Source organism: Pasteurella sp. XG20 (genome assembly GCF_018968665.1).
Classification (GTDB): Bacteria; Pseudomonadota; Gammaproteobacteria; order Enterobacterales; family Pasteurellaceae; genus Pasteurella; species Pasteurella multocida.
Genome location: NZ_CP076656.1, coordinates 1,277,628 through 1,297,530, shown reverse-complemented (window position 1 = coordinate 1,297,530; position 19,903 = coordinate 1,277,628). Strand labels below are relative to the sequence as shown.

The window sequence follows — 19,903 nt, the reverse complement described above, 5'->3', positions numbered from 1 at the left end:
ACCTCATAATTTAAACTAAATAACTAGATTGATATTGATTATAGAAATCGTTCTCAATTATAGGGGCAAATAAATGAAATAAAAAGTAATATGAAGATGTTTAAGTGACTATTTTTATTATAAATTTACGCTTTTATTAGGAGTGTAGTTTAGTTATACAAAAATGAGTTGTTTTTTAAACATAAAAACAAAACAGATTTATTTTTGTAAACCTGGCAAGAAAGAGAAAAGGAAAAGAGGTAGGGAAGCCTACCTCTTTGTGACGAGCTAGAATGTGAATTCAGCATTTAAGCGGAAATTACGTCCCGGCGCATAGAAACGTTTTATTCCTGCACCTGTATTTTGGTCAATCAGATTGAGTGTTCCGATTGCGCGAATGGAACGCGCGGAATCCCAGGTAATGTATTTTTTATCCGTGATATTATATACCCCAGCCGTGAGTAATAAATTTTTTAATGGTCTTGCATAAGCGATAGCATCAAGAGTGGTGTAATGATTATTACGCCATGCAAGTGTACTGTCTTTCACCGCTTTACCTTGAACAAGGGTTCCGTTTTTGGCTTGTCCTTCCCAATACATATTATAGGTTTCATGACGTTTTTTCGCAGCCACATCGGTGATGTAGAAGTCGATACCGTATTTATCCTCTTCCGTTGAATAGCCAAGGTTATAGACCGTCGTTCTCGGTTGGATCGCATTCATCGGAATTTTGCCATCAATCTTGCCTTTTTGTTGTGTTAATTTAAGTCCTACTCTAAAGCCTTTTAAACGATCATGTAATTCAGATAATTCAAGACGAGAGTTTACTTCAAAACCAGTGACTTTTGCCTTATCTCTGTTTTGGTTTTGGTAGAATGGGTAAGTGAGAACACTTCCTACATCAACCGCGCGTTCGCCTACAAAGACTAAATCGATAAAATCTTTATAGTCTGTTTGGAAAGCACTCAATGTGATGAAACTGTTGTTACGATAAAATGTTAACGCGGCTTCTTTTGTTTTAGCGAGCTCCGATTTTAAATGGACATTCGGTGCAATCGAAAAACTTGGATGTTTAAAGGTCATAAACATTTCATCTGAGGTTGGGGCTCTAAATCCATTGGAATATTTCAACTGCAAACGCATAAAAGACAGCGGATCTAAATTCACACCAAGATTGTAAGAGTGATGTTTGTAGGTTTTATTCTGCAACATAATGGCTAAATTTTGAGCCACATTATCGTTCAGACACTTAGTATTATAGCCGCAAGTGGCATTTATTCCGTAAGAGTTACCCGGAATCGGAATGAAAATACCCGCGATCATGCCTTTTGGTACCGGTACATTGTTATCGTAGCGAGGCATATGTGTAACTTTATCATAGCGATAGTTAAGATCGACGTTTAGCCAATTGGTTAATGTGATCTTATCGCCAATGTAAAGCGCAGAATTTTTCGTCTTGACTGGGATAAGATAACTATAGCGACCGTTAACATTTTCTCTTAATGCACCACTACAGCCTACGAGTGGCCAGTAGTCAGGTCTGGGTTCATACTCTCTAGGAAACGTTCCATCAATCGGTTTATTACAGAAAAAGGCATCTGCCCACCATTGCACATTGCCACCTTGATAGCCATCTTTATTGACCATGCTTTTTTCCGTTTTACTGTATAAGCCTCCATACTTGAGTTTATGCTCAATACCCCAAAAGGAGAATTCTTTCCCAAAATCAAGATCAAGCTGTTTGGTGTTGGTGTTTAAATCCCGATCATTATAATCATTACGGCTATAACCCGCTGAGAAAGGGAGTAAAAAGCTAACTTCCTCATACTGAGGACCAAATAATCCCGGTTTATTTCTTAGCTCAATTTCACCATAGGTTTTTCCACTAGGGGTTTTTTTGATTGTAATTGGTCTATTTTGGAATTCATAAACCTCTCGCCAGTTTTCATCTTTTTTGACATACACTTTGAATGGCTTTGTACAGTCAATCTTAGAACAATCAATGAGTGTGCTTTGAGGAGTATGCTCACGATAGTGTGTGCCCGGCATTTCCTCACCTTTAGAATTGTAATATTTGATGATTGTCCGCCAACCTTTTTTTTCTTTTTCGGCACGAATATCACCTCCATACTGATCAACAATTTTATTGACACCAGAACTGTTGTCTAATTTCAGACCTTGTTCATTGAGTACAGCTTGACATTTAGGTCCACTACAGTATTCATCGGTTCTTGCGTTATTAGTGATTTTTTGTGTGGAATAGCTGATTTTGACGTGATCCCAAAACGGTGTTTGCGTGAAGTTTTCGTAGGTAAATTGTGTATTTTTGCGGTGTGATTTGTCGTTTGTTTTACGCTGACCATAGATTTCATGATCGACACGTGTGCTTGAGCGGAGCGTATAAGAGAGATCTTCACCATTTGAATGTAATTTAGAATCATCCAATGCCACGCTGAAACGGTGTTCTTCATGCGGTTGGAAAGCCAATTTAAGGAGATTGCTTTCTCTTGTGATGTGATAAGGATCCGCTTTTTCACGGGTTTTACCTATTGCGGCATAATCTTGTTCTTTATTTTTATAAATATCATAGAAATAGTTTTCTATTTCGCGCCCTTCGCGGCGTGTATGGATAAAGAGTGCATCAAACCATTTATAGCGTCCGGCGAGTGTTACTGACGTAAGATCCTGATTATCCATACTCTGATAACCCCGTTTGACACCGATGTGATAATCTTTGTCAATTAAGTAATCACGCGCATCTTTGGTTTCAAACATCACCGAGCCACCCAGCGCGCCACTGCCTGATTTAATGGAGTCTGCCCCTTTTGTGATGGTGGCGACTTTCACATTTTCAATTTCCACGCCATTTCGGGTGTTATTGAAATTTCCATATCCCTCAAAGAGTTCTTTAAACCCTTGTGAGCTTAGGGTTTCAGATTGACGTAAGCCATCAATCATAATTCCAACGCGGTTTTCATCAACACCACGAACCGCATAACCACTCGCACCCATGCGTCCTGTTTCAACAACAGTAATCCCCGTTTCGTAACGAACTAAATCACGGCTATCTGAGACCTGTTGTTTGGTGAGAGTTTGAGTTGTAATCTGTGTTTCACCGACTTTCTTTTCTTGTATGTTGATTTCGCCAGCCGATGCACCCGAAACAACGATCGTGTCTAGCTCTTCGACAGCCTCTGTGGATTTTACCTCTTCTGCCAGTGCTGTTTGAGCCAAAGTGAGAGCGGTTAACATTAATAAAGCATGTTTAGTTAGACTCATGTGGACCTCAAAAATATTTTATGAATAAAAATCGTTCTCATTATAGTTATTTGTTTATTAAATAGAAAGTCCCATTTTTGAATAAGATGATGAAAGTTGAATAGCGATCAGATATGAATATGAATTGCTAAGAATGGGGGTGATATATACAAAAAAATGCGTATTTTTGTAAGCGTTTTTATTGTAATAAGAACAGGAGCAGGCGCAAAAGCAAGAGGGCATTTTAGCCCTGTTTTACTTGACTTCCTTTTAATAATTTTCGTATCCAGCTGCGGTTTGCATTCAGTTGATGGAGAATATCTTCACTGAGAGGCAAGGGCTCGTGATAAATCAGCGAAGCCAGGGTTTCTGCTAACAGTGGTGCGGAGGTCAGTCCTCTAGAACCGAGAGCACCAATTAGAAAGAGATTCGGATGCAGTGCGGCGTGTTTTATGGCGTGTTTGCGACGGCGTAAGTTGTATAGATTGTGATAATCACTCAACTGTTGTTCAAAATCAGGCACATTCCCTAGCATTGGGATACGATCACGAACGGAGCAACGGATGCCAATTCTGGCTTGATTATTGCGAGTATCAACTTCATTGACCCAATCCACCGAGGCAAGATTCGTTTGGATTTTTTGTTGGTTTTCTTGCTGTTCTTTTAAGCTAAATGTCCGCTCAGCATTATCACGCAAATGGCTGGCACCCAAGCAATGGGTTTGACTCGCTGCTTTTGGGGTTAGATAACCATCATAGCAAATGACTGCCTTGAGTTTGCTTAATTCAGTAGAAGTGGCAATTTCACTCACTTGTCCACGTACAGGATAAACAGGTAAATGTTCTGTTTGACGAAATTGTGTGAGTTTGTGACCATTTGCCAGTACAACAACTTGATGTTTGAAACTGTCGCCTTGTTCTGTTGTTAAGAGCCAATGCGTGGTTTGTCGTTCAAGTGCGGTGATTTTTTGCTGTGTTTTAATGATGACCCCACGTGTTGCTAAAAAATCGAAAGTATTTTGAACAAATTGTTGTGGTGATAACCAAGCGCCTTGTGCGATAAAGCCACCATCACATGGTAGTGGTAGCCCGACTTGTTCGCTAAGTGCTTGTTGTGATAAGGGCTGATACAGGCTAGGGGGCAATTGGAGCGCGGAAATTTTCGCTAATTTGACCGCACTTTTGGCATCATAGGCACAGAGTGCGACACCACAAAAATCATGCTCAAATGTAATACCCTGTTCAATTGCCCAGTTGAAGCGTTGTTTACCATAGGCAAAGGCATGGATGTAGAAGCGAATATAGCGTAAATCATCATCGCTTAATTGGGGATAAAATGCCCCTTGTTTATTGCCTGACGCATTGGCGGCAAGTGAGTTGTCTTCGCAATATACAGTTACTTTTGCTCCTCGCTCTAATAAGGAAAGCGCGCTAAATACGGAGGCAATCCCTCCACCAATCAGGGCAATATCTGCATTTTCTGTCAGTTCAGCCGGTTGAACAAGAGCCCAAGGGGCATGGATGTCAGTGGGCTGTTGTTGTGCTTTTACGCCCTGTAAACATTCTCGTTTTTTGCCATAACCTTTGCGTTTAGTGACTGTAAAACCCGCATGTATTAGACCTTTTCTTACGGCACTTGCTGCGGTAAAAGTAGAAAAAGTGCCTTGTGTTTTGGTGTAACGATACATGTGTTGGTAAAGGGTATCTTGCCACATTTGTGGATTTTTACTCGGGGCAAAACCGTCTAAAAACCACGCATCAATTTTATTGCACATATAATCGCCTAACTGAGGCAGGTTTTCCGCCATATCACCAAACCAGAGATCAAGTGTGGTTTCAGCAAAGTGAAAACGGTAGCAACCAACAATCGGTTCTAACCAAGATTGTTGTAATTGTTGTGCAAGAGATTGAAACTCAGGGTAGGCTTGATGTGCCCGCTTGAGTTGTGCTAAGGGTAAAGGGTATTTTTCAAAGGAAATAAAAAAGAGCCGTTTTAGCGGTGCGTCAGGATAAGTAAGGCGAAATTCACGAAAACGCTGAGTGACTGCAAAAAAATTCAGCCCTGTGCCAAAGCCAGTTTCCGCAATCACAAAATGCGCTTCACTTGTTTGTTGCCAGCGTTGCCATAATTGATTGCCTTCCTGAAAAACATAGTGACTTTCCGCAAGACCGTCTTGATTGGAAAAATAAACATCGTCAAATTGGGCAGAAACCGGCGTGTTTTCAGCATTAAAATGGACATCAGCAAACTGAACTTTATGCATGATTTTTTTATTCCTTTATAGACAACCTGAATCGTAATATAATAGCGAAAATTTATATACTGGTCGAACGATCAAATTAGCACTTGAAATGTTAACGTTTGCTCGTTATTTTATCGACCATATTTTTCACAATTTTGAATAATTGATAAGGAATACTCCATGAAAAGAGCGGTTATTACTGGGTTTGGTATTATTTCGAGTATTGGCAACAATAAAGACGAAGTATTAGCATCGTTAAAAGCTGGCAAATCAGGTATCGAAGTGATGCCCGAGTTTGTTGAGATTGGCATGCGTAGTCATGTGGCCGGCACGGTTAAATTAAATCCAAGTGAGCTGATTGATCGTAAAATATATCGTTTTATGGGGGATGCGGCAGCTTATGCTTATCTTTCGATGAAAGAGGCGATTGAAGATGCAGGTTTGACAGAAGATCAAGTATCGAACGATCGTACTGGCTTGGTGATTGGTGCGGGAACTGGTTCAGCCCATAACCAATTAATCGCCTGTGATGCGGTGCGTGGTCCTCGTGGTGTGAAAGCGGTAGGACCTTATGCGGTCACCAAAACGATGGCATCCAGTGTTTCAGCTTGTTTAGCAACACCTTACAAAATTCGTGGTGTGAACTACAGTATTAGTTCAGCTTGTGCAACATCAGCCCATTGTATTGGTCATGCGCTTGAGTTAATTCAATTAGGTAAACAAGATATTGTGTTTGCGGGTGGTGCAGAAGAATTGTCTTGGGAATGTGCAACTGAGTTTGATGCGATGGGTGCGGTATCGACAAAATACAACGATACCCCAGAAAAAGCGTCACGCGCTTATGATGCGAACCGCGATGGTTTCGTCATCGCAGGTGGTGGTGCAGTGGTTGTCGTTGAAGAATTAGAGCATGCTCTTGCACGTGGTGCGAAAATTTATGCTGAAATCGTCGGCTATGGCGCTACATCAGACGGTTATGACATGGTGGCGCCAAGTGGTGAAGGCGCGGAGCGTTGTATGAGACAAGCCATGGCGACGGTTGATACACCAATTGATTACATTAACGTCCATGGTACTTCTACACCAGTAGGAGATGTGAAAGAGTTAGGTGCGATTAAAAATGTTTTTGGTGATAAAGTGCCAGCTATCTCATCAACGAAATCGATGACCGGTCACTCTTTAGGTGCAGCGGGTGCGCACGAAGCGATTTACACGTTATTAATGTTAGACAATGATTTTATTGCGCCAAGTATCAATATCGAAACTCTCGATGAGAATGCGAAAGGCTGTAACATTGTGACCGAAACTGTTGAAAATGCCGGCTTGAAAACTGTGATGTCAAATAGCTTTGGTTTCGGTGGAACAAACGCAGCGTTAATTTTCAAAAAGTATCAAGCATAATGGCGTAAAATGACTTGAGATTTAAAGGAAAGCGGTGAGTCTTTTATAGCGTCACCGCTTTTTTTTAGGTTAGTAGATGATGGACATTGTTCTGTATTAAATCAAACAATGTCCGTGAAAAGCGTTTTTTGCTTTATTTGTTTGCTAATATTACGGCTCTGGTCGGGGCTTGGTAACCCTCAATCGTTTTTGTATGATCGCAAGGATCTAGGAAATCAATCAAGGATTCGTTCTCTAACCAGTCGGTTTTACGCTGTTCTGCCAAACTCGTTGGGGCGACATCTACACAACGCACGTTTTTAAAGCCGACTTTTTCCAACCAGTTAATCAAGGCGGGTACAGACGGGATAAAATACACGTTTTTCATTTTGGCATAGCGATCTGCGGGTACTAAAACCGTGTTGATATCACCGTCCACCACTAAAGTTTCTAGTACCAATTCCCCGCCTCTTATCAGCTGGTTTTTTAATTGGCTTAAATGATCTAATGGTGATTTACGATGATAAAGCACGCCCATAGAGAAAACCGTATCAAAGGCTGCTAACGGTTGCATTTGTTCAATGCCTAAGGGAATCAAATTAGCACGGCGATCATTGTTTAACAGTTTACGTACGGCTTCAAATTGACATAAAAATAATTCTGTTGGATCGATCCCAACCACCATTTTTGCCCCTTCACCGACCATGCGCCACATATGATAACCGCTACCACAGCCCACATCTAAAATCGTGCGATCTTTCAGGGGGGCGAGGTGGGGCAGTACACGATCCCATTTGAAATCGGAACGCCACTCACAATCGATGTGAATCCCGTGCAAATGATAAGGTCCCTTACGCCAAGGCATCAGCTGTTTGAGGTGATATACCAAACGTTGTTGCTCACCAGCAGACAATGGCGAAACACTCTCAGATTTGACCGCACTTTTCAGATCAATATGATCTGCATCTAAGTGCGGTAAAAAATCCACAATTTTTGCCCATTTCGCATAATCACCGTGGGTTTGTTTTTCCCACTGTTTTAATTGCAGGGGAAGGGTTTCAAGCCACGCGGATAAATGAGTGGTGGCAATGTGTTGATAAAAAGGACGAAAGTCAATCATAGTGCGTTTTTATAAGCCTTTTGTGCTTGTTCAAAAGTGTCAACAATTTGTGCTTCTGGTTTGGCAGAGAGCAATGAAGTGGTGATAATCACCAAACTTGCTAAAGTAAAGCCGGGGATCATTTCATACAACTGGTGTAATTCAGAACCGATTGGTGTCCAGCTTTTCCAACCAAAGACCACGATAGCTCCAGTTAGCATGCCGAGCAATGCTGCCGAAGAAGTCATGCGTTTCCAGAATAAAGAAAATAATACAACAGGACCAAATGCACTGCCAAAACCCGCCCACGCAAATTCCACCAGTTTGAGTACTTTGCTGTGTTCATCTTGCGCAATCCAAATCGCAATCGCAGCAATTGCTAACACCATGGCACGCCCTAACCAGACTAATTCTTTTTCAGACGCCGTTGGACGGATAAAACCTTTATAAAAATCTTCGGTAATCGCACTGGAAGAAATCAATAATTGACAACTTAGCGTGCTCATCACCGCCGCGAGAATGGCGGACAGTAAAATCCCCGCGATCCACGGATTAAAGAGTAATTTGGCTAATTCAATAAATACTTGTTCTGATTCTTTATTGACTAAACCTGCCACGGTGGGATTAGCATAGAAATAGGCAATACCAAAAAAGCCAATGCCCATTGCTCCGACTAAACAGAGAATCATCCAAGTCATGCTGATTCTACGTGCTTTGTTTAAGGATTTTACCGAATCCGCTGCCATAAAGCGCGCTAGAATGTGCGGTTGACCAAAATAACCTAACCCCCAAGCCGCTAAACTGAGTAAACCTAGCGGAGTAGTACCTGTGAAAATATCGGTAAAGTCTTTATGAGCTTGGCTTTCCGCTTGTGCGAGCACCACGTTAAATTGACTTAATCCTTCTAGGCTAATTAACACAAACACGGGTGTTAGAATCAAGGCGAAAATCATTAATGTGGCTTGAATAGTGTCTGTCCAACTCACGGCTAAAAAGCCACCAATAAAGGTGTAAGCAATGGTGGCTAAAGCACCGTACCAAAGTGCAGTCGCATAATCTACAGAAAAGAGATTTTGGAACAGTTTTGCCCCTGCGACGACGCCTGAGGCACAGTAAATAGTAAAGAAGACCAAAATGATACTGGCGGACACAATTTTTAGGAGATTATGTGACGTACCGAAACGGTGGTGAAAATATTCAGGTAAAGTCAGCGCATTTTGGTTAAATTCAGTGTAAATACGTAAACGTCCTGCCACAAATAGCCAATTCAGATAAGCTCCGATAGTTAAGCCAATGGCTATCCAACCTTCAATTAAGCCAGACAGGTAAATCGCACCGGGTAAACCCATTAACAGCCAGCCTGACATATCGGAGGCACCGGCTGACATGGCGGTTACAAAACTGCCTAAACGACGTCCCCCTAAAATGTAATCTGATAAATTATTAGTATAACGATAGGCGAATAAGCCAATCAGCAACATGCCAAAAATATAAATCGTAAATGTAATAAGTGTTGGATCCAATCCAAACATGATGACCTCTCAAACATCTAAAAGTATGATTTTTCTCAGCCAAAATTTGAGAAAGCTCACATTTTACCTTATTTAGCACTATTATTCTATTTCCCTTTTCGTTAGACTAACTGGCAATTGAATGTCTTGAAAAATGATGATGTTAGGTAGAAGTATGGATTCTGTTGAGCTGTTAGTGAATGTCACACCGAGTGAAACACGGATTGCCTTAGTCGATATGGGGATCTTAAAAGAGGTACATATTGAGCGTCAGGCGAAACGTGGTATTGTGGGTAATATTTATAAAGGGCGTGTTACAAGAGTATTGCCGGGTATGCAATCGGCATTTGTGGATATTGGTTTAGAAAAAGCCGCTTTTTTGCATGCTTCAGATATTGTTTCGCACACCGAATGTGTAGAAGAAAGCGAGCAAAAGCAGTTTGTGGTGAAAGACATTGCGGAACTGGTACGCGAAGGACAAGATATTGTGGTGCAAGTGGTGAAAGATCCTTTAGGAACCAAAGGGGCACGGTTAACCACAGATATCACTTTGCCTTCACGTTACTTAGTGTTTATGCCTGAAAATAGCCATGTAGGGGTATCACAACGGATTGAAAGTGAAGAAGAGCGCGCCAGATTAAAAGAGTTAGTCCTGCCGCTTTGTGATGAACTTGGTGGTTTTATTATCCGTACTGCAGCCGATGGTGCAACAGAAGAAGAACTTAAACAAGATGCAGATTTTTTAAAACGTTTATGGCGTAAGGTCTTAGAACGTCGGGCAAAATACCCAACAAAATCCATGTTATATGGTGAGCTTGCATTAACCCAACGCATTTTACGTGATTTTATCGGGGCGGGATTAGAAAAAATTCGTATTGACTCAAAATTATGTTTTACGGAAGTGAAGCAATTTACTGAGGAATTTATGCCGACGTTGGTGGATAAGTTGGTGTTGTATTCGGGGAATCAGCCTTTGTTTGATGTGTATGGCGTGGAGGCGGCGATTCAAACCGCGTTAAATAAACGGGTTAATTTGAAATCTGGTGGCTATTTAATCATTGAGCAAACCGAAGCCATGACCACTATTGATATTAATACGGGGGCATTTGTAGGGCATCGTAACCTCGAGGAAACCATTTTTAATACCAATATTGAAGCGACAAAAGCCATTGCTCAGCAGCTTCAATTACGTAATCTCGGTGGGATTATCATTATTGATTTTATTGATATGCAAACCGATGATCACCGTGTTCGTGTATTAGAATCCCTGCAAGAAGCACTCTCTAAAGACCGTGTCAAAACGAGCGTAAATGGCTTTACACAATTAGGTTTGGTAGAAATGACGCGTAAACGAACACGTGAAAGTTTAGAACATGTGTTATGTGGCGATTGCCCTGCTTGTGAGGGACGTGGACGTATCAAAACAGTGGAAACCGTCTGCTACGAAATTATGCGTGAGATTATTCGTGTACACCATTTATTTGCCAGTGAGCAATTTGTGGTCTATGCCTCAAGGGCTGTGGCAGATTATCTCATCAATGAAGAATCGCATGGGTTATTAGCTGAGTTAGAAGTCTTTATCGGCAAGCAAGTTCAAATCAAAACAGAAGTGTATTATAACCAAGAGCAGTTTGACGTAGTGGTGATGTAATGAAAAAGGAGCAAGGGTAGACTTGCTCCTTTTGCTTTTGGGTATAAAAGTGCGGTCATTTTTAAAAAAGTTTCGCTAAGCCAAGCACTTTTGTCTTTCCTTTCGCTTTGCACACCGCTTGTACATTTCCTTGCTTTCCTCCTGGTCAAAAATAACATAAAATACCCGCCACTTTTTGTTTATTTGAATGCATAATTTATGATTAATACTGTTAGTAATACCTTGCTCACGCCAAGCAATTTAACCCTCAATGACTTGCAAAATACCTTTGATTTGCTTTCGCACCGTCAGATTGATTATGCGGATCTCTATTTTCAATTAAGCCAAGATGAAAACTGGGTGTTAGAAGATGGGATTATCAAAGAAGGTGGATTCCATATTGATCGTGGTGTTGGTGTGCGGGCGGTGAGTGGCGAAAAAACAGGATTTGCCTATTCTGACCAAATTGATTTAGTGAGTATCCAACAATGTGCTGATGCAGTGAAAGGGATTGCGCAGAGCAAACAAGGTAACCGCATTGTGCCACAAGGCTTTCATCAAGTTGATCCTATTTTGCGTTATCAGGCAATTAATCCATTAAACAGTTTAAGTAAAGAAAAGAAAATTGCGTTGTTGTATTTGGTGGATAAAATCGCACGCGCGGAAGATCCCCGAGTGATGCGTGTTTCTGCCAGTTTAAGCGCGGTGTATGAAGAAGTGCTGATAGTGGCTACTGACGGTACCTTAGCGGCAGATATTCGTCCTTTAGTACGTTTATCGATTTCTGTGCTGGTGGAACAAGACGGTAAACGCGAAAGAGGCAGTGCTGGCGCAGGTGGTCGTTTTGGCTTAGATTGGTTCTTAGCGACTGAAAGTGGTGAAGTGCGTGCAGTATATTTCGCGAAAGAAGCGGTGCGCCAAGCGTTGGTGAATTTAAGTGCGATTGCTGCACCAGCGGGCATGATGCCAGTAGTGTTAGGCGCTGGTTGGCCTGGCGTGTTATTGCATGAAGCGGTTGGACATGGTTTAGAAGGGGATTTTAACCGTAAAGAAAGTTCGTTATTTAGTGGTAAAATTGGTGAGCTTGTGACTTCGCCACTGTGTACTATTGTGGACGATGGCACGCTACAAGATCGCCGAGGTTCAATTACGGTGGACGATGAAGGGGTACCGGGTCAATATAACGTGCTAATTAAAGACGGCATTTTACAAGGCTATATGCAAGATAAAATGAATGCGCGCTTAATGGGCGTTGCACCAACAGGTAACGGGCGTCGTGAATCCTATGCTCATTTGCCGATGCCGCGAATGACCAACACCTATATGCTAGCTGGGCAAAGCCAATTTGATGATCTGATTGCCTCCGTGGATCGTGGGATTTTTGCACCGCACTTTGGCGGTGGACAAGTGGATATTACCTCCGGCAAATTTGTGTTCTCCACCTCTGAAGCCTATTTAATTGAAAATGGCAAAATTACCAAGCCAGTAAAAGGGGCAACGTTGATTGGAAGCGGGATTGAAGTCATGCAAAACATTTCCATGGTGGCGGATAAGGTCGAAATTGATCATGGTGTGGGCGTTTGCGGGAAAGAGGGACAAAGTGTGCCTGTCGGTGTAGGACAACCGGCGTTGAAGATCGATAAAATTACGGTGGGTGGCACAAATTAATCAAAAAAATCCAGATCAAACGGTCTGGATTTTTTAGGTGTATGAATGAATATTTATTCATTTATATTGACTAAATATTTTTATCTAATTATGCTGATGACGATAATAATGCAAAAAAGGATAAGGCAATGACACAATATAACAGAGAAATTTTTGACCAAGTCATGATCCAAAACTATGTTCCCGCACAATTTATTCCTGTGCGAGGCAAGGGGAGTCATGTCTGGGATCAACAAGGCAAAGACTATATCGATTTTACCAGTGGCATTGCTGTTAACAGTTTGGGGCATTGCGCCGATGAAATCGTTGACGTATTAAAACAACAAAGTGAAAAGTTATGGCATTCGAGTAACTGGTTTACGAGTGAACCTACTTTGGCATTAGCCACAAAATTAGTCGAAAAAACGTTTGCCGAACGGGTGATGTTTGTTAACTCTGGCGCAGAAGCAAATGAAGCAGCTCTCAAATTGGCGCGTCGTTATGCGGTAGATCATTTTGGTTATCAAAAAAGTAAAATCATTGCCTTTAAACAAAGTTTTCATGGACGTACGCTGTTTACCGTGAGCGTGGGGGGGCAAGCCAAGTATTCTGACGGCTTTGGTCCAAAGCCTGCGGATATTGTGCATGTGCCGTTTAATGATTTAGCAGCGGTGCAAGCGGTGATGGATGAAAATACTTGTGCGGTGATTGTTGAGCCAATTCAGGGCGAAAGTGGGATTCTGCCGGCGAGTCAAGATTTTCTGCAAGGTTTGCGTGAATTGTGTGACCAACATAATGCGTTGCTGATTTTCGATGAAGTCCAAACTGGCGTGGGACGAACTGGCTATTTATATGCTTATATGAAATATGAAGTGGTGCCCGATATTTTGACTTCTGCCAAAGCACTGGGTAATGGGTTTCCGATTGGTGCCATGTTGACAACGCATGAGATCGCCAAAAGTTTTGCACCTGGCGTGCATGGCACCACCTTTGGTGGCAATCCTCTCGCTTGTGCCGTGGCAGAAAAAGTGATTGATATCATTTCAGCACCACCATTCTTGCAAAAAATTCAGCGCACTTCTGAAAAATTTATGCAAAAGTTGCAAGAAATTAATCAGCAATGTGGCTTATTTAAAGAAATCCGTGGCGAAGGTTTGTTAATTGGTGCAGAGCTTATCGAGCAATATCACGGAAGAGCGAGCGAATTTGTCAAAAAAGCAGCAGATAATGGCTTAATGATTTTAGTGGCGGGTCCTAATGTGTTGCGTTTTGCCCCAGCATTAAATATTAGTGAAGAGGCGTTAGCATTGGGTTTCGAAAGATTGGCGAAAACGTTGCATATATAAAGCCTAAAAAAGTGCCGTCATGTTATATGACGGCACGATGGTTTACTTGGTTGTTTTAATCAGCGGAATAATACAATTTGCCAATTTCAATTTTTTGGCGTCCGTTTGCTTCACGCCATTTATTCGTGTCACGCAAAGAATACACACAACCGCAATATTCTTGCTGGTAAAAACGTTCACGCTTACTGATTTCAATCATACGTTGTGAGCCACCACCTTTACGCCAGTTATAATCCCAATACACTACATCATCATATTTTTCGGCGGCACGGTGTCCACAACCATTGATTTGGTTCATGTCTTTCCAACGCGAAATACCTAAGCAGCTAGTAAATACGGGGAAACCATTGTTGTGTGCATATTCTGCAGCTTTTTCAAAACGCATATCAAAGCACATAGTGCAACGAATACCACGCTCTGGCTCATCTTCCATGCCTTTGGCACGGTCAAACCATTCTTGACGATCATAATCGGCATCAATAAACGGAATGCCCCATTTTTCCGCAAAACGAATATTTTCTTCTTTACGAATGAGATATTCTTTTAATGGGTGAATGTTTGGGTTGTAGAAGTAAATAGTAAATTCAATACCTGAAGCATGAATTGCCTCCATTACTTCTCCCGAGCAAGGCGCACAACAAGAATGCAATAACAATTTGTTATGCCCATTTGGTAGGGATAATTTTTCGCGTACAAAAGGCGCGTGAGGATCTTTGCCTTTGCGTGTTTTTTTCGTAGGGATGTTTTGTTCTGTCATTGTCGTGTTTAAAATTACTAAATAAATGACCGCACTTTAGGCGGTCGTTACGCTAACATGTCTCGCCTTATTAAGTGGTTAATAAGCGCGATCGACGGATAAGTAAGCTAATGAAATTAACGCTTGTTTATATTCATTTTCAGGCAATAATGCAATCGCATCAACGGCTTTTTGTGCCTCTTGTTTAGCGCGCATCATCGCATAGTCGAGGGATTTATGTTCTGTCATAATTATCAGTACATCCTCTAAAATATCACGCTTACCCCCTTGCTCAATCGCTTCGCGAATCAATTTTGCTTGTGCTGGATTGCCGTGATGCATGGCGTGTAATAACGGTAATGTTGGTTTACCTTCCGCTAAATCATCACCAATATTTTTGCCGAGTGCTTTTGCATCTGCACTATAATCTAAAATATCATCGACTAATTGAAAAGCTGTGCCTAGATAACAACCATATTCGCGTAAAGCATTTTCTTGGGCTTCCGTCGCATGAGCAAGTATCGCGGCGCAATGCGTCGCAGCTTCGAATAGACGCGCAGTCTTGCCATAAATGACTTGCATATAGTTTTCTTCCGTCGTATTCGGATCGTTGACATTCATTAATTGTTGCACTTCACCTTCTGCAATAACATTGGTTGCATCTGACATCACTTTGAGAATACGTAAAGAGTCCAATTGCGTCATTAATTGGAAAGCGCGAGTATAAATAAAATCCCCCACTAACACACTTGCCGCATTACCAAATTCCGCGTTAGCAGTGGGATTACCTCGTCGTAATGCAGATTCATCTACTACATCATCATGTAATAAAGTCGCGGTATGAATAAATTCAATAAAAGTGGCACAAGTAATCGGTTGTTCACCATGAAATCCCAGTGCACGTGCAGCCAAAATCGCAATCATCGGACGGATACGTTTTCCACCACTTTGGATGATATAATAACCCAATTGATTAATTAACGTGACATCAGAGTTAAGCTGAGCGAGAATTGTTTCATTGGTTTTTTGCATATCACGATGAATGAGTTTTTGGATGTCATCAATACTCATTAAATTATGTTGCTTTGTCATTTGTAATAATGGATTTTTAGACTGAATGTGAAAGGGATTGTACCCAATTTTCTGCGATTTCTGAAATTAAATCACACAAAATCATAATTTTTTTACTTTATTGTAAATAAGCTCTTGCTCTTAAGTTATTTTTTGCGTAGAATTTGCGACCTATTTATATGAATTTTTGAAGTGCTAAATGAACAAAAACATGAAAGCACTAGTATAGCGGAGTATATATGTACGCAGTTTTTCAAAGTGGCGGTAAACAACACCGAGTAAGCGAAGGACAAGTAGTTCGTTTAGAAAAACTTGAAGTTGCAACTGGTGAGACAGTTGAGTTTGACTCAGTGTTAATGATCGTTAACGGTGAAGATGTTAAAATTGGTGCCCCAGTTGTTGCTGGTGGTAAAGTGGTGGCAGAAGTTGTTGCACACGGTCGTGGCGATAAAGTAAAAATCGTTAAGTTCCGTCGTCGTAAACATAGCCGTAAACAACAAGGTCATCGTCAGTGGTTCACAGAAGTGAAAATCACTGGGATTCAAGCATAATTTCAGAGGAGATCAAGTAGATGGCAACTAAAAAAGCTGGTGGTTCAACTCGTAACGGTCGTGATTCTGAAGCTAAACGCCTTGGTGTTAAACGTTTCGGCGGAGAATCTGTATTAGCGGGTAGCATTATCGTTCGTCAACGTGGTACGAAGTTCCACGCGGGTTCAAACGTAGGTATGGGACGTGACCATACTTTATTTGCGACAGCTGACGGTAAAGTCAAATTTGAAGTTAAAGGCGAAAAAAATCGCAAATATGTCAGCATCATCGCTGAATAATTTCAAATTTAGAAATAGAAAAACGCCTCGCACAAGTTGCGGGGCGTTTTCGTAGAAGTCTCTTATGAAACAGCAGCCTCTGCTAGGATTCCTTTTTGCGTTTACTGCCGCATGTATGTGGGGATCTTTACCGATTGCGTTACAGCAATTATTAAACATTATGGATGCACAAACAGTTGTGTGGTTCCGTTTTGCTGTGGCTGCCATTGGATTATTTTTTATCCTCAAACTGACAAAAAGATTACCCAATTGGACAGTACTTCGGTTGCGACATTGGCTTCTCATCTTATTAGGCATTGTTGGATTATCCGCAAACTTTTTCTTATACAATGTTGCATTACAATATATTCCCCCAACCACTAGCCAAGTTTTTAGTCCACTCAGCTCATTTGGTATGTTATTAGTGGGGGTATTGTTATTTAAAGAAACCTTTGCAGTTTATCAAAAAGTCGGTTTAGGTTTACTCATTCTTGGCTTGATCCTCTTTTTTAATCAGCGCGTGGAAGACTTTTTACAGTTTGGCACTTATGTAAAAGGGATTATTATTTGTATTAGTGCAAGTTTAGTTTGGGTCGCCTATGGGAGTGCACAAAAACTGATGTTACATCGTTTGACAGCACAGCAAGTATTATTGCCCATTTATATAGGATGTACGATACTTTTTCTGCCTACGGCAACCATTTCACAAGTGACGCATTTGAATGCGATGCAAATAGGCTGCTTGATTTATTGTTGTTTGAATACATTAATTGCTTACGGTGCTTATGCGGAAGCGCTGAATCATTGGGATGTGACGAAAGTGAGCGCGATTGTGACACAAATTCCCATATTGACCTTGATTTTCTCGGAAGTATTACTGTTCATTGCACCTGATTATGTGATGACTGAGGAGTTAAATTGGATCAGTTATATCGGTGTGTGTTTTGTCGTTTCAGGTGCATTATTTTCCGCCACAGGACATCGAATTTTAGTTAAAATCACAAATAGGAAACCATAAGATGAAGCAACAGCAACCTTTAATGGGATTTTTATTTGCCCTGATTACGGCAATGGCATGGGGTTCCTTGCCGATTGCACTGCAGCGCGTCGTCGCGGTAATGAACCCAGAAACAATCGTCTGGTACCGTTTTTTAGTGGCGGCAATTGGGTTATGGATCATTTTAGGCTGCAGTAAAAAATTACCTAAGATTTCACAGTTTTTACCACGTTATCGCCTTTTAGCGTTAATCGGGGTAGTGGGATTAGCAGCAAACTTTGTCTTGTTTAATACCTCATTAAAATATATTGAACCGTCATTTGCACAAATATTTAGCCAGCTTTCTTCGTTTACCATGATGATTTTTGGTGTGGTTTTCTTTAAAGAGAAATTACGTTTAAATCAGAAAATCGGGTTAGCGTTATTAGTAGTTGGGTTAATTTTATTTTTTAATGATCGTTTTGGTTTATTCTTGAGCGTGAATGCCTATTCAACGGGGATCTTTTTGGCTGCCTCTGCCGCGTTGATTTGGAGTATTTATGGTATTGCGCAAAAATTAATGTTACGTGAATTTAATTCGCAACAGATTTTATTTGTTATTTATATTGGCTGTGCTTTAGTTTTTACCCCCTTTGCTGAGGTTAAGCAAGTGAGCGCACTCAGTGGTTGGACACTATTTTGTTTTATTTATTGCTGTTTAAATACACTTGTGGGGTATGGGGCGTATGCAGAAGCACTCAATCGTTGGGATATTTCTAAAGTGAGTGTCGTGATTACGTTAATGCCACTTTTTACGATTTTATTTTCGTATTTATTATATTTGTTTTACCCACAATACTTTGCAGAACCAGATTTAAATTCAATCAGTTATATTGGTGCGCTGATAGTGGTTTTAGGGGCAATTACATCCGCTATTGGGCACAAATTTATTAAGCGTTAGGAGAAAGAATGAAATTTATTGATGAAGCACTAATTCGTGTTGAAGCGGGTGATGGTGGTAACGGCTGTGTGAGCTTCCGACGTGAAAAATATATCCCTAAAGGCGGACCAGATGGTGGCGATGGAGGGGATGGGGGTGACGTGTATTTAGTTGCCGATGAAAACCTCAATACCTTAATTGACTATCGCTTTGAAAAACGCTTTGCTGCGGGACGTGGCGAAAACGGACGCAGTGCTGGTTGTACTGGACACCGTGGCAATGATATTACTTTAAGAGTGCCTGTGGGGACTCGTGCGATTGATAACGATACGAAAGAAGTCTTAGGTGACTTAACCAAACATGGTGCCAAAATGCTTGTGGCGAAAGGCGGTTACCATGGCTTAGGCAACACACGTTTTAAATCCTCCGTTAACCGTGCACCTAGACAAAAAACCAATGGCACGCCTGGAGAAAAGCGTGATTTGCAATTAGAGTTAATGTTGTTAGCCGATGTCGGTATGCTAGGTTTACCGAATGCTGGAAAATCTACATTTATTCGAGCCGTTTCAGCGGCGAAACCCAAAGTAGCGGATTATCCTTTTACGACATTAGTACCGAGTTTAGGCGTCGTGCGTGTTGATGAAAACCACAGTTTTGTGGTGGCAGATATCCCGGGATTAATTGAGGGAGCGGCTGAAGGCGCTGGTTTAGGTGTGCGTTTCTTAAAACATTTAGAGCGCTGTCGCGTCTTAATTCATTTAGTTGATATTGCACCTATTGATGAGAGTGATCCTGCAGAGAATATCTCAATCATTGAATCAGAATTATTTCAATACAGTGAAGCCCTGGCGGATAAGCCACGTTGGTTAGTGTTTAATAAAATTGACACCATGAGTGATGAAGAGGCACACGAGCGTGCGCAAGCGATTACTGAACGCTTAGGCTGGGATGACGGCTATTACCTCATTTCTGCAGTAACAGGCAAAAATGTACAGCCACTTTGTCGTGATATTATGGACTTTATTGAAGCAAATCCACGTCACGAAGTTGAGCAAACGGCGGACGAGGCAGAAGTGAAATTTAAATGGGATGATTACCACCAAGCACAATTAGCGGATCATCAGTTCGAGGATGAAGACGAGGATTGGGATGATTGGTCAGAAGAAGACGAAGAAGGGGTAGAAACCATTTACAAGCCGTAAAGTTGACAATTGACAGGCTACTAAAAAAGTGCGGTATAAACGTTGAAAATTTATACCGCACTTTTTATTTAATTTGCC

The 19,903-nt window shown here is 41.2% G+C and carries 14 protein-coding genes and 1 pseudogene; 9 read left to right on the top strand and 6 right to left on the bottom strand.

Going from position 1 to position 19,903, the window contains the following annotated elements:
* Positions 1 to 267: 267 nt before the first annotated feature.
* Both KPF51_RS05920 and mnmC read right to left on the bottom strand, forming a co-directional pair.
* The gene (locus KPF51_RS05920) at positions 268 to 3,258 is read right to left on the bottom strand and encodes a TonB-dependent receptor domain-containing protein (protein WP_061405943.1); all 2,991 of its coding nucleotides are present in this window, start codon (positions 3,256 to 3,258) and stop codon (positions 268 to 270) included.
* A 223-nt stretch (positions 3,259 to 3,481) separates the two neighbouring features.
* Positions 3,482 to 5,500 carry a bifunctional tRNA (5-methylaminomethyl-2-thiouridine)(34)-methyltransferase MnmD/FAD-dependent 5-carboxymethylaminomethyl-2-thiouridine(34) oxidoreductase MnmC gene (gene mnmC / locus KPF51_RS05915; RefSeq protein ID WP_061405944.1) on the bottom strand — a complete coding sequence of 673 codons (2,019 nt, stop codon included), beginning with the start codon at positions 5,498 to 5,500 and terminating at the stop codon, positions 3,482 to 3,484.
* Between the two features lie 159 nt (positions 5,501 to 5,659).
* On the opposite strand from mnmC, the gene fabB reads away from it, so the two are divergent.
* Complete coding sequence (gene fabB / locus KPF51_RS05910; RefSeq protein ID WP_005726003.1) at positions 5,660 to 6,880, top strand: beta-ketoacyl-ACP synthase I; 1,221 nt, start codon at positions 5,660 to 5,662, stop codon at positions 6,878 to 6,880.
* Positions 6,881 to 7,013: 133 nt separating this feature from the next.
* On the opposite strand, the gene cmoB is transcribed toward fabB, so the two are convergent.
* Both cmoB and putP read right to left on the bottom strand, forming a co-directional pair.
* Positions 7,014 to 7,979 carry a tRNA 5-methoxyuridine(34)/uridine 5-oxyacetic acid(34) synthase CmoB gene (gene cmoB, locus KPF51_RS05905; protein ID WP_059246159.1) on the bottom strand — a complete coding sequence of 322 codons (966 nt, stop codon included), beginning with the start codon at positions 7,977 to 7,979 and terminating at the stop codon, positions 7,014 to 7,016.
* Positions 7,976 to 9,490, bottom strand: coding sequence for a sodium/proline symporter PutP (putP, locus tag KPF51_RS05900; RefSeq protein ID WP_005756177.1), 1,515 nt, complete (start codon positions 9,488 to 9,490; stop codon positions 7,976 to 7,978). The genes cmoB and putP overlap by 4 nt, the downstream gene beginning before the upstream one ends.
* Before the next feature lie 154 nt (positions 9,491 to 9,644).
* Between putP and rng the strand changes: the two genes are divergently transcribed.
* The 3 genes from rng (at position 9,645) to KPF51_RS05885 (ending at position 14,092) form a co-directional block, all read left to right on the top strand.
* Complete coding sequence (gene rng, locus KPF51_RS05895) at positions 9,645 to 11,120, top strand: ribonuclease G (protein WP_005721495.1); 1,476 nt, start codon at positions 9,645 to 9,647, stop codon at positions 11,118 to 11,120.
* A gap of 198 nt (positions 11,121 to 11,318) precedes the next feature.
* Positions 11,319 to 12,767, top strand: a complete 1,449-nt coding sequence (tldD, locus tag KPF51_RS05890; RefSeq protein ID WP_064972574.1) for a metalloprotease TldD — start codon at positions 11,319 to 11,321, stop codon at positions 12,765 to 12,767.
* A gap of 128 nt (positions 12,768 to 12,895) precedes the next feature.
* Positions 12,896 to 14,092 (top strand): aspartate aminotransferase family protein, encoded by a 1,197-nt coding sequence (locus KPF51_RS05885; protein WP_005751263.1) that lies wholly within the window; start codon positions 12,896 to 12,898, stop codon positions 14,090 to 14,092.
* A 55-nt stretch (positions 14,093 to 14,147) separates the two neighbouring features.
* Here the strand turns inward: KPF51_RS05885 and KPF51_RS05880 are convergent.
* Both KPF51_RS05880 and ispB read right to left on the bottom strand, forming a co-directional pair.
* A pseudogene (locus KPF51_RS05880) lies at positions 14,148 to 14,813 on the bottom strand (epoxyqueuosine reductase QueH); the annotation flags it as partial.
* Between the two features lie 114 nt (positions 14,814 to 14,927).
* Complete coding sequence (gene ispB, locus KPF51_RS05875) at positions 14,928 to 15,899, bottom strand: octaprenyl diphosphate synthase (RefSeq protein ID WP_005726015.1); 972 nt, start codon at positions 15,897 to 15,899, stop codon at positions 14,928 to 14,930.
* Between the two features lie 239 nt (positions 15,900 to 16,138).
* On the opposite strand from ispB, the gene rplU reads away from it, so the two are divergent.
* The 5 genes from rplU to cgtA all read left to right on the top strand — a co-directional run bounded on the left by rplU (position 16,139) and on the right by cgtA (position 19,825).
* A complete protein-coding gene (gene rplU / locus KPF51_RS05870; protein WP_005721505.1) occupies positions 16,139 to 16,450 on the top strand; it encodes a 50S ribosomal protein L21 in 312 nt (103 codons plus the stop codon).
* A gap of 20 nt (positions 16,451 to 16,470) precedes the next feature.
* Positions 16,471 to 16,728 carry a 50S ribosomal protein L27 gene (rpmA, locus tag KPF51_RS05865; protein WP_005721506.1) on the top strand — a complete coding sequence of 86 codons (258 nt, stop codon included), beginning with the start codon at positions 16,471 to 16,473 and terminating at the stop codon, positions 16,726 to 16,728.
* 64 nt (positions 16,729 to 16,792) lie between these two features.
* Positions 16,793 to 17,725, top strand: coding sequence for a DMT family transporter (locus KPF51_RS05860; RefSeq protein WP_005726017.1), 933 nt, complete (start codon positions 16,793 to 16,795; stop codon positions 17,723 to 17,725).
* A gap of 1 nt (position 17,726) precedes the next feature.
* Positions 17,727 to 18,644: a DMT family transporter gene (locus KPF51_RS05855; RefSeq protein ID WP_061405945.1), complete on the top strand. Its 918-nt coding sequence runs from the start codon at positions 17,727 to 17,729 to the stop codon at positions 18,642 to 18,644.
* 8 nt (positions 18,645 to 18,652) lie between these two features.
* Positions 18,653 to 19,825 carry an Obg family GTPase CgtA gene (gene cgtA, locus KPF51_RS05850; RefSeq protein ID WP_005726018.1) on the top strand — a complete coding sequence of 391 codons (1,173 nt, stop codon included), beginning with the start codon at positions 18,653 to 18,655 and terminating at the stop codon, positions 19,823 to 19,825.
* The last annotated feature ends 78 nt before the right edge of the window (positions 19,826 to 19,903 follow it).